Source organism: Cytobacillus sp. EB106-05-05-XG126 (genome assembly GCF_058791715.1).
In genome coordinates this window covers 171,265-185,231 of record NZ_JBYTDU010000002.1, presented here as the reverse complement: position 1 = coordinate 185,231, position 13,967 = coordinate 171,265, and the positions used below count along the sequence as shown (strand labels likewise).

Genomic DNA, 13,967 nt, shown 5'->3' with positions numbered 1-13,967 from the left:
TTGATTTCTAACGGGCAGCAGTGCGGGTAAATTCCTTTCCTGCTGCCGGGATCAGCCAATCCACTTGGTTTATTATTTTTAAATTAAAATGAATGAATCATCATTCATATTTTTATAATAGTAGGACAATTCATTTGTGTCAAGAATTTCCCTTTAAATATATTTTATTATTACATTTCCTTTATATCTGGACAAGCTTATTGATTCAAAAATAAAGAGCCGATTGAAAATCGGTCTCTGAAGCTAAGCCCGCTTTTCCTCTTCTTCTTTAAATTTCTTCTTTTCTTCATCCACTAACGCCCTTCTCAGTATTTTTCCAACTGCTGTCTTAGGAAGCTCTCTGCGGAATTCATATAGCCGTGGAACCTTATAAGCTGCCAGATGCTTTCTTGCAAACTGATCCAGTTCAGCTTCCGTTGCCTCTTTTCCCTCCTTCAGCACAATATAAGCTTTTACTGTTTCTCCGCGATAAGGATCCGGTATTCCGGCAGCAACCACTTCCTGTACTGCTGGATGCTCATATAGCACTTCTTCTATTTCACGCGGGTAAATATTGAATCCTCCTGCAATAATCATATCCTTTTTCCTGTCCACTACATAGAAATATCCCTTCTCATCCATATAGCCCAGGTCACCTGTGAGCAGCCAGCCATCTCTTAAGGTCTGGTCCGTTTCTTCGGGGCGTTTCCAATAGCCTTTCATTACCTGAGGCCCTTTAACCGCAATTTCGCCAACTTCTCCTGCCGGAAGTGCTTCTCCTGTCTCCAGTGAGAAAATTGCTGCATCTGTATCAGGCCATGGGACACCTATACTGCCTTTGACGCGGGGGCGGTCCCATAAGAAGTTTGCATGTGTAACAGGTGATGATTCAGTCAGACCGTAGCCCTCTACAAGCTTGCCTCCTGTTATTTCTTCAAATTTCTGCTGGACTTCAACTGGCAGGGCAGCAGATCCGCTAATGCAGGAGTCTATAGAAGATAGGTCATATTTTTTTATATCCGGATGGTTCAATAACCCAATGTAAATAGTAGGCGCTCCAGGAAATAAGGTCGGCCTTTGTTTATGAATGGTTTTCAGGGTAGTTTCGGGATCAAACTTCGGGAGGAGGACCATTTTATGCGCATCCATTACAGATAAAATCATGACTGTTGTCATTCCATACACGTGAAAGAATGGAAGTATGCCAAGCACCGTCTCCTCGCCGCGCATGCACTTATAAAGCCAGGCCTTGCACATCGCTGTATTGGATACCAGGTTGCTGTGAGATAGCATGACACCCTTAGGGAACCCGGTCGTGCCGCCTGTGTACTGCAATAATGCCAAGTCTTCTTCAAAATCAAAGTCATGGATTCTAAGAGGCTCAGCCGGCCTTTTTAATATTTCTGACAGCAAATGATTATGACCTTCATGCTTTACATTAACAACGATTCCATATTGTTTTTTCTGGATAAAAGGATATATTAAATTTTTAGGGAATGGAAGTGCATCTTTGATTGCCGTTACAATTATATGCTTCACTTCTGTATGCGGCATCACTTTGGTCACTCTGGGAAATAAGATATCCATTGTAATGATCGCTTTTGCTTCTGAGTCTTTCATTTGGTATTCCAATTCCCGTTCCATGTACAGCGGATTTGTCTGGACAACAATCCCGCCAGCCATCAGAATTCCGTAATAGCTGATAACGGACTGAGGAGTATTCGGAAGCATGATCGCTACCCGGTCTCCCTTTTGAATTCCAAGACTCTGTAAATATGCAGCTAGCTTAAGGGAAGATTCGTATATATATTTATATGTGAATTCCTTCCCCATAAAGTGGATTGCTATTTTTTCCGGAAATTCTTCTGCAGCATTTTTCAAATAATCCTGTACCGGCTGTTTTGGATATGACAAAGTTGAGGGGATTTCTTCCGGATATTGCTTAAGCCATGGTTTTGCTTCTGCCATTTTGTCCCTCCTTCATTCTTGCTAAAACTTCAGAAAAGCGATGTACTCCTTCTGAACTTTTTGAACATTCTAACTGTTCGTTCTTATTATAATATAATGCTGGATCTATGACAATTAGAATAAGACCTTCCACTTAGGAAGAAATTTTTGCATAGGCTGTCCACTCTATCTGTAATATTCTTCTAATGATTAAAATAAAAAAATCGCCATATGAATTGGCGATTTCTTCATTTCCCTATTTCACAAAAATATTATGCAATGAAAAATATATAAATGGCCCCAATAAGAAGAAATAATCCGCTAAGAACCAGCAGAACCTTTGCTAACTTTTCCAATGTTAATTCTCTCCTTATACTAAACCTGCACCAATGACATAAGACAAACCGATTGACAGCACCATGGAAATAAAGCCGACAGCTTTGTTATTATTCTCAATTTCTTCGTCTATTCTAAACTTTGGTGTTAAAAATTCAAATATGAAATAGCCTATTAACAAAAGAAAAAAGCCAAAAACTCCCCAGGTAATCATTGTCAGCAAGGTATCATTATGCATAATGGAGTGCCTGAAGATATTGGCGATCCCAAAAATTTTTCCGCCGGTCGCCATCGCTACAGCAAGATTCCCGTTTTTTATTTCGTCCCAATTGCGATACTTGGTGACTAATTCAAAAACGGCTAAAAAAACAATCATACACAAAATGACAACACTGTAATAAGCAGCTGTCTGGATAAACTCATTTTCCCAAAATTCTTTCATTTATATTCTCCCCGCCGGTATTAAATCCCCCTTCCCCTTTGAATAATCATAAGGGGAAGGGAAGCTTATTTGAATTCAACGATTGTAACCCCTGTACCGCCCTCTCCAGCTTCGCCAAACCGGATTTTCTTTACAGATTTGTGATTTCTCAGATATTCCTGAACACCCTGCCTCAATGCACCGGTCCCTTTACCATGAATGATTGAGACACGGGGATATCCAGCCAGCAGGGCATCATCTAAATATTTCTCGACTCTTAAGAGCGCGTTTTCATAGCGCTCGCCCCGTAAATCAAGCTCAAGGCTGACGTGAAAATCTCTTCCTTTCACCGTTGCCACTGGTTTTGTTTCCACAGGTTTTGGGCTTTTAATGTACTCCAGATCCTTTTCGGCCACTTTCATTTTCAGGATACCAATCTGAACCTGCCATTCGTTCTCAGACACCTTTTCAAGCAAATGTCCTTTTTGCCCAAAACTCAGAACTTTAACTTCATCTCCTGCTTCAAAAACGTGCTTAGTATTCTTGGGCTTTAATTTATTTTTGGCTGTGCTCATCTGGGGTGCAGCATCTGAGAGGCGTTTCTTTGCTTCAATTAGCTCGTGTTCCTTCACTTCAGCATGTTTCTCCATCCGCATCTTTCTTAAGTCACGGATAATCTCTTCTGCTTCAGCCTTGGCTTTCTCAACGATATCTCCAGCTTTCTCTGCAGCCTTCTCATGCATAGCATCTTTTTGCTCATAAAATTCAGCCATTTGCTTTTGCAGATCTTTATGGAGTTTTTCAGCGCTTTTTAAAAAGTCATTGGCTTCTTCCATATCAGCCTCTGCCTGTCTGCGGCTTTCCTCCAGTGAAGCAATCATATTCTCAACCTGATTTGTATCTGTTCCGATATAGGATCGTGCTGTCTCAATCACTTGATCATTGAGCCCAAGCCGTTTGGATATTTCAAAAGCATTGCTTCGGCCCGGAACCCCAATCAGCAGCTTATAGGTTGGGCTTAGCGTTTCAATATCAAATTCTACACTGGCATTGATAACTCCTTCTCTGTTGTAGCCATAGGCTTTCAGTTCAGGGTAATGAGTTGTGGCAATAACTCTTGCACCCCGCTTGTATACTTCATCAAGAATGGAAATCGCGAGAGCTGCACCTTCCTGCGGATCTGTGCCTGCACCAAGCTCATCGAATAAAACCAGACTATTGAAATCAACCTGGTTAAGTATATCCACGATATTAACCATATGAGAAGAAAAGGTACTTAAGCTTTGTTCAATTGACTGCTCATCTCCGATATCAGCATAAACATTTCCGAAGACAGCCGTTTCAGAACCATCAAGTGCCGGAATTTGCAGACCGGCCTGAGCCATCAATGTGCAAAGCCCTACTGTTTTTAAGGTAACTGTCTTACCGCCGGTATTAGGTCCCGTTATGACTATGGTTGAATAATCATCTCCCAGCTTTATATCATTTGCCACCACTTCATCAATTGGAATTAGCGGATGCCGGGCTTTGAATAATGAAATTTTCCCTTGATTATTAATTTTTGGCTTGGAAGCTTTTATGCGTTTACTGTATCTGGCTTTCGCAAACGTAAAATCGACTTCTCCGAGCACATCTACAATGGTTTCCAGTTCACTGCTATTCTCAGCTGTCTGTCCTGATAGCGCTATAAGTATCCGTTCAATCTCCTGCTGTTCTTTTACCCTGATGCCCTGTAATTCATTGTTCAGCTGAACAATGGACGCGGGCTCAATGAATAATGTCTGGCCGGATGAACTTTGGTCATGGATTATGCCTCCATAATGGCCCCGGTATTCCTGCTTAACCGGTATGACAAACCGGTCATTTCGGATCGTTATAATCGCATCGGAAAGCATTTTTTGTGCGCTTGAAGACCGAATCATGCTCTCCAGCCGCTCCCTTACACGCGATTCTTTTGTACGAAGCTGATTTCGAAGGGAACGGAGAGTCTCGCTCGCACTGTCAAGAACTTCCCCATTGTCATCGACCGCATTGCGGATAGATGTTTCCAAATCGGCCAGAACAATAATTTTATCTGTATATCCCAACAGGATCGGCAGACTGCTTTCTTCCTCGGCAAATTCCTCGATAAATCGTTTCATCTGCCTGCTTGCATGAATCGTGCTGGATATCTGGTTAAGTTCCTGGGGACTAAGCATTCCGCCAATAACCGCCCGCTTCACATGAGGGCGGATATCAAAAATGCCGCCAAGCGGTACATTCCCTTTAATTCTAAGCACTGTTACGGCTTCATCTGTTTCTTCCTGCCTGCGGATTACTTCTTCATAGTCAGTTGAAGGAAGAATATTTAAGGCCTTTTTTCTTCCCAAGGATGAAGAAACATGTTCCAGCAGCTGTTCCTTCACTTTATTGAACTCAAGTATCTTCAATACTCTTTCTTGCATGAGGACTGTCCCCTTTCATGCTCAATTTTCTTACTGGCGTTCTCTCAGAAATTTGAGCAAATCTTCCGTTTCTAAGGCATTTAGAACGGATTCTTTCTTGATCCATCCTTTCTTTGCCGCAGAAACACCGATTTCCATATGATTTAAAGTGTCTATTTTATGTGCATCTGTATTAATAACTATTTTCACACCGGCTTCCTGAGCTTGTCTGATATGTTCGGCAGCAAGATCAAGCCGGTTCGGATTTGCATTCAGCTCAAGGGCTGTATTTGTTTCCCTGGCGAGCTCGATGAGCATTTCCATGTCTACTTCATAGCCTTCCCTGCGGCCGATCAATCTTCCCGTAGGGTGGGCAATAATGTCAACATGGGCATTCTGCAGCGCCGTTTTCAAGCGGGCCATGATTTTTTCCTTCGGCTGTGAAAAAGAAGAATGGATGGAAGCAATGACAATGTCCAGCTCCTCCAGAAGTTCATCGTCATAATCGAGCGATCCGTCAGGCAGAATATCCATTTCTACCCCTGATAATATGGTGAAATCATCGAATTGCTCATTAAGCTGCTTTATTTCTTCTTTCTGACTGCGAAGCCTTTCGGCTGTCAAACCGTTCGCCACTCTCAGGTACTGGGAATGGTCTGTTATAGCCATGTATTTATAGCCGCGGGCACGGCACGCTTCGATCATTTCCTCTATGGAATAAGCGCCATCACTCCAGGTTGAGTGCATATGAAGATCACCCTTAATATCTTCAAGAGAAATGAGCTCCATGTCTTGCGTATATTCATCTACTTCTTTCCCATCTTCCCTAATTTCAGGAGGGAAGAACGGAAGCCCAAAATGCGCGTAAAATTCCTCTTCATTATTAAACGTAAGAATTTCACCTGTTTCTGTATTTTCGACTCCATATTCACTGATTTTTTCCCCGCGCTCTTTTGCGAGCTGGCGCATTCTGACATTATGGTCTTTTGATCCAGTAAAATGATGGAGTGTTGTGGCAAATTCATGCGGCTCAACTAATCGGAAATCGGCCGATATATCATAGGAGTGCTGAAAGACAACGGAAACCTTTGTATCTCCTGCAGCAATTACTTCTTTGATGCCGGCTAGACTTAATAGCTGTTCTTTGACAGAAGCAGGATTGTCAGTAGCTATGATAAAGTCGAGGTCTTTGATTGTTTCCCTCATTCTCCTTAAGCTTCCTGCCCTTGAATACTTTTCTATATCCTTCATTTCAGCCAGGGCTGCTTCTATGCCTTCTGCTATCGGCAGCATGAATGCAAGCGGGAGCCGTTCCGGTCTGGTTCCTGCATTTTCAAGGGCAGCGAGTATCTTATCTTCAGATTTTTCCCCGAAGCCTGCCAGTCCCCGGACCTTCTTATTGCGGCACGCTTCCTCAAGGTCTGCAGCATTTTCGACACCCAGCTCTTTATATAGCTTGGCTATTTTCTTGCCGCCAAGTCCCGGGAGCTGAAGCAGAGGAATTAATCCGGCAGGGACTTCTTCTTTCAGTTCATCCAGAACTGAAGACTTACCTTCTTTGATGTACTCCTCTATAACAGCAGCGGTTCCTTTTCCGATGCCGGATAGCTTTGTAAAATCATCAATTTCAGTCAAGCTTTCATCATTTGATTCAAGTGCGAGTGCCGCTTTTCGGAAGGCGGCAGTTTTGAACGGATTTTCTCCTTTTAACTCCATATAAACAGCGATTGTTTCTAAAAGTCTGACAACATCTTTTTTATTTATACTCATGAAAACCACCTGCCCGTAACTGTATTCGTATCCGTATTATCTCTTATTTTGCAGTGCAACTTCAAATCATGGCTATCTCTAAAGCCTCTTACTTAAATAAGTTATTTTCCCTTTTAACATTGCCCGTTGTTTTCCGTTGCGGATACTTGCTTTCCGCGGGGAGGAACGGGAGCCTCCCGCAGGACATTGAATAACCTTCCCTGAGCAACACCGCATGCATTTTCGAGGATCAAGCATCCTCCGCTCCAACCAACTCAGTTGAATTAGCTGGTTTGTAGATTTAAATCCACAAAACTTATAAACAGTCTTTCAAAAAGAAAACTTCTCTAGAAATAGAGAAGTTACGCAGCCATATATTCAACCCACATTTCTTTGAGCTGGTTAGAGAGAACAGGCGTATTCTTAACCATTAATTCTGCCATAAATGAATTATTGATCGGCCCCTGCAGGACTTCGATTGGAACGAGTGCTGCTATGTATAATAGAATAAACATGATAAGATAGACTTCGATAAATCCGAGAATTCCGCCAGCCCAAACATTCAGCTGTTTCAGGACCGGAAGATGGGCAACAAAATCGAGCATGCTTCCAATAATCTGCAGTAATATTTTTACCGCAAAAAAAATCACGACAAATGCAATGGCGCGATAGTAAGCATCTTCAAGATCCCCATTCTCAAATAACGTCTTAATCGCCGAGTCACTGCTAAAGCTTGGATATGGCACCCATAAGGTCAGCTTAGGCGCAAGCTCACCGTAATACATACGGGCAACAATGAAAGCAATAATGAATCCGGTCAAATGAATTAATTGGAGGATAAACCCTCTTTTCAAGCCTATTAAAAAACCAAAAACCAAAATAATGATAATTGCAAGATCCAGCATGACTACTTTCCGTCCTTTACTCTATTTAATTCGTTTTCCAGCCGTTCCAGACGGTCTGTTAGCTTTATATAATCATTAACTGCATTGACTGCGGTCAGCACGGCCAGCTTACTAATGTCGAGTGAAGGATTCTTCGAACTGATCTCACGCATTTTATCGTCAACCAGCGAAGCGACAAGGCGAACATGGCTGGAGCTTTCTGAGCCAACTATTACATATTGCTGTCCATAAATATCTACACTTGTTCGGTTTCTTTGTATCTCTGACAACGTCCATGCCCCCTTCTTTAAAGAATCCTAATCAATATCATAACACGAACGCATATTGGTGGGAAGTCAAAGCATGTCAGATGAGCTCAGTTAATGCAATATTTTTCCAAATAAAGGGAATAAATTCAACAGTACACTAAGATGAGGAGAATTAATATGAGCCAGGTAGTACTTTTAAAAAAAACAAGTGAAATCTCAAAAATGAAGGCCCATTATTCAGGCAGCCTAAATGACAAGCAGCCACCAGGAAGCGTATTTGCTGCAAAAGTGCCAGGATGTTCGATCACTGCCTATAAATCAGGAAAGGTTCTCTTCCAAGGGAGCGGATGTGAAGCAGAGGCTAAAAAGTGGGGAGATACCGCCCGCAGTGCACAGCCCAGCAAAAAAACCAGCCCTGCCGCAGCCAGCCTGCCTGAAAATATCAGTTCCCTTTCTGTTATTGGTTCAGATGAAGTGGGTACCGGGGATTATTTTGGCCCCATTACGGTGGTTGCAGCTTACGTAAAGAAAGATCAAATTCCTTTGCTGAAGGAGCTTGGAGTTAAGGATTCAAAAAATCTGGGAGATGAAAAAATCATTGAAATCGCAAAGCAGATCAAAGATATCGTTCCCCACAGCCTGTTAACACTGCATAATGAAAAATATAATAAACTTCAGCAATCAGGGATGTCGCAGGGGAAAATCAAAGCATTGCTTCACAATCAGGCAATCGGGCATGTATTAGGGAAAATCTCTCCTGAAAAGCCTGAAGCCATTCTGATTGACCAATTTGCCAAGGAAGAGATTTACTTCAACTATTTGAAAAACCAGCAGACCATACAGAGGGAGCGGGTCTTTTTCAGTACAAAAGCTGAAGGAATTCATCTGGCAGTTGCAGCAGCATCCATCCTGGCACGGTATGCGTTTGTGCTCCACTTTGAAAACCTGAGCACAAAGGCCGGTTTTCGGCTCACTAAAGGTGCAGGTCCGAAGGTTGATGAGGCGGCTGCCCGGCTTATCAAGGAAAAAGGACGAGAGGTATTGCCTTCTTTTGTAAAACTGCACTTTGCGAATACTGAAAAGGCAATGAAGCTGTATAACAGGAAATATAACTGATAATGAAGCATCCAATCTAAGGAGATTGGATGCTTTTTTACAGTTTAAGAGACCTTCATCCCATTGAGTACTTTTCGGCTAATAATCAGAGTTTATCGGCCAAACAAAGAAAAGGCAGCCCCTAGGCTGCCTTCCTCAATTTATCCTCTCAATACTGCTCCGGCTTTTTCCTTCACAGCTTCTAATACTTTGTCATGCGCTTTTGTTACATCATCATCCGTCAGAGTACGTTCAGGGTCGAAGTACTTAAGGGAGAAAGCAAGCGATTTTTTGCCTGGCTCCATCCGTTCGCCTTCGTACAAGTCAAAAACATGGACGTCTTTTAATAATTTGCCGCCAGCTTCTTTAATGATCCCTTTAAGCTCGCCTGCTGCTGTTCCCTGATCTGCCACAAGTGCAATATCCCTTGTGATTGAAGGGAAACGCGGAATAGCTTCATACTGTAAAGGTGAAACCTCTTCTTCCAAAATCGCTTTTAATGAAAGCTCAAATGCATAGGTTTCTTTCAAATCAAGTTCTTTTTCGACAGTTGGATGGATTTGGCCGACAAATCCCACTGATTCCCCGGAAAGCAATATTTCTGCTGTTCTGCCAGGATGCATTCCATCCTTTTGCGCTTGACGGAATTCAATTTTATCAGAAAGTCCCAGCTTTTCAAATAACCCTTCAAGGATACCTTTTACAACGTAAAAATCAACCGGCTTCTTTTCTCCCTGCCATGGATGGCTGTGCCATAGGCCAGTAACCGCACCGGCAAGATGCTCACGCTCTTCAGGCAATTCCTCTTCTCCATTGGAGAGGAACACTGCTCCAGTTTCATAAACAGCCAGGCTGTCGTTCTGGCGTGCAGAATTATATTTTAATACCTCCAGAAGCTGAGGAACAATACTTAACCGAAGCAGGCTGCGGTCCTCACTCATAGGCATTGCCAGCTGCACAGGCTTGCGTTCTTCCAGTGCATATTGAGCCGCTTTTGCTTCATTTGTTAATGAATAAGTTACTGCCTGATAAAGCCCCGCACCTTCAAGAAAGCGGCGGACCAATCTGCGTTTATTCTGGTATTGGGTAAGATGCCCTGGTGTAGACGATCCAATCGGCAAAGTCGATACCAGATTATCGTAGCCAAATAAACGGCCAACTTCTTCAATTAGGTCTTCTTCAATCGTGATGTCGCCTCTGCGAGTGGGAACTGTAACCGTAATTGTATCGTTATCAGTATTCGTCGCAAATTGAAGACGGGCAAAAATATCCTCTACTTCTTTCATGGATAATTCCGTGCCAAGGACACGATTGATTTTTTCAAGCGTTACAGACACCACGGCAGGTTTCACTTGCAGTGCATCAGCTTCTACAGAACCTTCAAGTACTTCTCCGCCCGCATATTGTGCAAGCAGTTGAACAGCTCTTTCTGCAGCAGCTCTAACCCTGTTTGGATCCACACCTTTTTCAAAGCGGGCACTTGCTTCACTTCTTAAGCCATGGTCTTTTGATGCTTTTCTTACTGTTGCACCTTTAAAATAAGCTGATTCGATAATCACATTTTTAGTGTCAGGCTGCACTTCAGAATTTGCGCCGCCCATGACACCCGCAAGTGCAATTGGCTCTGTCCCATTTGTTATTAAAAGATGATCTGATGTTAACTCACGCTCTGCATCATCAAGAGTAACAATCACTTCGCTATCATTTGCTCTGCGGACAAGGATTTGCTTAGATCCCAGCCGGTCATAATCGAATGCATGAAGCGGCTGCCCGTATTCAAGCAAAATGTAGTTTGTGATATCCACCACGTTATTGTGAGGACGAATGCCTGCTGCCATTAAACGCGCCTGCATCCATACAGGAGACGGGCCAATCTTTACATTTTTTACTACTTTCGCAACGTAAAGAGGATTATCTTCTTTTGTGTCCACCTGAACATCAATGTAATCAGATGCCTTCTCGGAAGAAGTCTCAGCTTGAGGTGCAGGAAGCTTTACGTCCCTTCCTAAAATAGCTGCCACTTCATATGCAACACCCAGCATGCTTAAGCAGTCAGAGCGGTTCGGAGTCAATCCAAGCTCTAGAATCTGGTCGTCACGATTAAGCTGTTCAAGAGCATCCTGGCCAACCTCTGTATCATTAGGGAAAACATAAATGCCTTCAGAGTATTCCTTTGCAATCAGCTTGCTTTCAATGCCAAGCTCTTGAAGCGAACAGATCATACCATTCGATTCTTCACCGCGAAGCTTGGCACGCTTTATTTTAAAATTGCCTGGAAGCACAGCTCCTACTGTAGCCACAGCCACTTTCTGTCCCTTATCCACATTCGGGGCACCGCATATGATCTGTACAGGCTCACCAGCCCCTGTATCGACTAAACATTTATTCAGTTTATCAGCATTTGGGTGTTGTTCCCTTTCAAGGACATGCCCTACAACCACACCTTTGATGCCTTCATTCAAAACCTCTACGCCTTCAACTTCAATACCGCTTTTAGTAATCTTTTCTGCAAGCTCTGCAGGTGTAACGCCTGATAAATCAACATATTCCTGCAGCCATTTATATGAAACGAACATTTGTGATCCTCCTTAGTTATTGTCCAGCTCCGGGCTTTCTAATTATTCATGAATTGAAAATTGCTTCAAGAAACGCACATCATTTGTGTAGAAGTGACGAATATCATCTACTCCATACTTCAGCATGGCAATTCGCTCAGGACCCATTCCGAATGCAAAGCCTGTGTATTTCTTAGAGTCGAAGCCTGCCATCTCCAGGACATTTGGATGAACCATTCCGGCACCAAGAATTTCAATCCAGCCAGTGCCTTTACATACGCTGCAGCCTTTTCCGCCGCAGATCTTACAGGAAATATCCATTTCCACAGATGGCTCTGTAAACGGGAAGAAACTTGGACGAAGACGGATTTCCCTGTCATCACCGAACATTTTCTTTGCAAAGACCTGCAATGTTCCTTTTAAATCAGTCATTCGGATGTTTTCATCTACAACAAGGCCCTCTATTTGCATGAACTGGTGGGAGTGAGTAGCGTCGTCATTATCACGGCGATATACTTTACCCGGGCAAATGATTTTAACTGGTCCCTTGCCTTCATGCTTCTCCATTGTTCTTGCCTGTACCGGCGAAGTATGGGTTCGAAGAAGAATGTCTTCTGTAATATAGAAGGAATCCTGCATATCCCGGGCAGGATGGCCTTTAGGAAGATTCAATGCCTCAAAATTATAATAATCTTTTTCAACTTCAGGGCCTTCAGCTACTGTATAACCCATTCCAATGAACAAATCTTCAATTTCTTCAATTATTCGTGTCAGCGGATGGTGGTTTCCTGACTTAACAGGTCTTCCCGGAAGAGTGACATCAATTTTTTCTGCAGCCAGTTTTTCCTGAACAGCCGCTTCCTCCAGGTACTTTTGCTTTTTCTCAATTCCGGCAGCAATGCTGTCCCGGACTTCATTCGCAAGGGCCCCCATTTTTGGACGCTCTTCCGCAGACAATTTCCCCATTCCTTTAAGCACTTCAGTAATCGGGCCTTTTTTGCCTAAATAGGATACACGGATATCATTTAGCTCTTTTAAATCAGCGGCTGTGCTGATCTTTTCTAACGCTTCAGTTTGCAGTTCCTTTAAACGCTCTTGCATCTAAAAATCCTCCTTGAAATTAATACTTTTACTTTTTTGGCCAAAATAAAAAACCTCTATCCCCATAAAGGGACGAGGTTTCGCGGTACCACCCTTTTTAACACATATATGTACTTCATGCACGTGTTCACTTCATTGGGATAACGGCTTATGCCGGTACATCTTTACATCGAAAAGGGAAGCGGCTCGCTCAGCAGAGCGCCAACATTACTTTTCAATGGTCCCGATGCCAACTCAGGAGGTGAAACTTCTCTTGCATTTTCCTGTAAAAATGCTTTCAGTCTTAGGCATTTTCTCCCTGAAAAGGCTGACTGCAAGGTACTGGTCTCCGTCATCGTTTTATTTTTATAATTTTGCTGTTAATTATATTACATTCTCAAGGCTGTTTCAAACGGTTTTCATAAAATTGCCGCCCATTTTCTATTTTCTTAGATGATAAAGAAGAATTCCTGCAGCCACCGCCACATTGAGTGATTCGCTTTTCCCGAATATCGGTATATAAAGGTTTGCTGCTGTATTAGCGAGGAGTTCTTTATTTACCCCGTTCCCTTCATTTCCAACGAGAAGTGCGAAGGAATCAGAGGACTCATATCGTGTGTATTCCCGGGCATTTTCCAAAGCGGTTCCATAGACAGGTACATTACTTTCTTTCAATCTGACGACCCAGTCAGAAAGATTTCCTCTTAAAATCGGCAAATGAAAGTGGCTGCCCTGTGCAGAGCGGAGCACCTTTGGGTTATATGCGTCAACGCTGCCTTCACCCACAATAACAGCATCAATTCCAGCAGCATCTGCCGTCCTGATCATCGTACCCAGATTGCCGGGATCCTGTACGGCATCAATTAATAAAAACTGTTTTCCTTTCACTTCCTCAGTGGATGGCTCCTGGCTGCAGACAGCAAAAATTCCCTGTGGTGTTTCCGTATCCGCCAGCAGTCCGATGATGTCATCAGTAACCATTGTTACAGGGATGTCGCCATAATCCCAGCCAGGAGGCATATTTTTATTTTCACTAATGATTATTTCTGCTATTTGATTGGCTTTAAGTGCTTCTTCCACCAAATGAAAACCTTCAACTAAAAAGGTGCCTGTTTTGTCACGCTCTTTTCTGGCCAGAAGTTTTTTCCATTCTTTAACTTTTGGATTTTTTGCAGATTGTATATGCTTCAACACGGTCTCTCCTTTTAAAGAAAATCCCGTACCACCGG

General features: G+C 42.9%; 10 protein-coding genes and 1 other annotated feature. Of the genes, 1 reads left to right on the top strand and 9 read right to left on the bottom strand.

Features of this window, described 5'->3' with window-relative positions:
* Positions 1 to 243: 243 nt before the first annotated feature.
* The 6 genes from AC3WTL_RS11345 to zapA all read right to left on the bottom strand — a co-directional run bounded on the left by AC3WTL_RS11345 (position 244) and on the right by zapA (position 8,029).
* Positions 244 to 1,947 (bottom strand): long-chain-fatty-acid--CoA ligase, encoded by a 1,704-nt coding sequence (locus tag AC3WTL_RS11345; protein ID WP_492369434.1) that lies wholly within the window; start codon positions 1,945 to 1,947, stop codon positions 244 to 246.
* 349 nt (positions 1,948 to 2,296) lie between these two features.
* Positions 2,297 to 2,704: a DUF350 domain-containing protein gene (locus tag AC3WTL_RS11340; RefSeq protein WP_048011928.1), complete on the bottom strand. Its 408-nt coding sequence runs from the start codon at positions 2,702 to 2,704 to the stop codon at positions 2,297 to 2,299.
* 65 nt (positions 2,705 to 2,769) lie between these two features.
* Positions 2,770 to 5,127 (bottom strand): endonuclease MutS2, encoded by a 2,358-nt coding sequence (locus tag AC3WTL_RS11335; protein WP_197248326.1) that lies wholly within the window; start codon positions 5,125 to 5,127, stop codon positions 2,770 to 2,772.
* Between the two features lie 30 nt (positions 5,128 to 5,157).
* Positions 5,158 to 6,876, bottom strand: coding sequence for a DNA polymerase/3'-5' exonuclease PolX (polX, locus tag AC3WTL_RS11330; protein ID WP_048011926.1), 1,719 nt, complete (start codon positions 6,874 to 6,876; stop codon positions 5,158 to 5,160).
* A gap of 341 nt (positions 6,877 to 7,217) precedes the next feature.
* A complete protein-coding gene (locus tag AC3WTL_RS11325) occupies positions 7,218 to 7,760 on the bottom strand; it encodes a CvpA family protein (RefSeq protein WP_048011925.1) in 543 nt (180 codons plus the stop codon).
* Positions 7,761 to 7,762: 2 nt separating this feature from the next.
* The gene (gene zapA, locus AC3WTL_RS11320; protein WP_009333202.1) at positions 7,763 to 8,029 is read right to left on the bottom strand and encodes a cell division protein ZapA; all 267 of its coding nucleotides are present in this window, start codon (positions 8,027 to 8,029) and stop codon (positions 7,763 to 7,765) included.
* Between the two features lie 156 nt (positions 8,030 to 8,185).
* Between zapA and rnhC the strand changes: the two genes are divergently transcribed.
* Positions 8,186 to 9,124, top strand: coding sequence for a ribonuclease HIII (gene rnhC, locus AC3WTL_RS11315; RefSeq protein ID WP_492369433.1), 939 nt, complete (start codon positions 8,186 to 8,188; stop codon positions 9,122 to 9,124).
* A 140-nt stretch (positions 9,125 to 9,264) separates the two neighbouring features.
* Here rnhC and pheT read toward each other — a convergent pair whose 3' ends face one another.
* From pheT to AC3WTL_RS11300, 3 genes are all read right to left on the bottom strand, one after another.
* On the bottom strand, positions 9,265 to 11,679 hold the full coding sequence (pheT, locus tag AC3WTL_RS11310) for a phenylalanine--tRNA ligase subunit beta (protein ID WP_252219553.1): 2,415 nt from the start codon (positions 11,677 to 11,679) through the stop codon (positions 9,265 to 9,267).
* A gap of 42 nt (positions 11,680 to 11,721) precedes the next feature.
* Positions 11,722 to 12,759 (bottom strand): phenylalanine--tRNA ligase subunit alpha, encoded by a 1,038-nt coding sequence (pheS, locus tag AC3WTL_RS11305; protein ID WP_222497621.1) that lies wholly within the window; start codon positions 12,757 to 12,759, stop codon positions 11,722 to 11,724.
* A 65-nt stretch (positions 12,760 to 12,824) separates the two neighbouring features.
* Positions 12,825 to 13,103 (bottom strand) — a binding site (T-box leader).
* Positions 13,104 to 13,179: 76 nt separating this feature from the next.
* Entirely contained in the window at positions 13,180 to 13,929 is a 750-nt protein-coding gene (locus AC3WTL_RS11300) for a TrmH family RNA methyltransferase (RefSeq protein ID WP_048011920.1), read from the bottom strand.
* Positions 13,930 to 13,967: the final 38 nt, after the last annotated feature.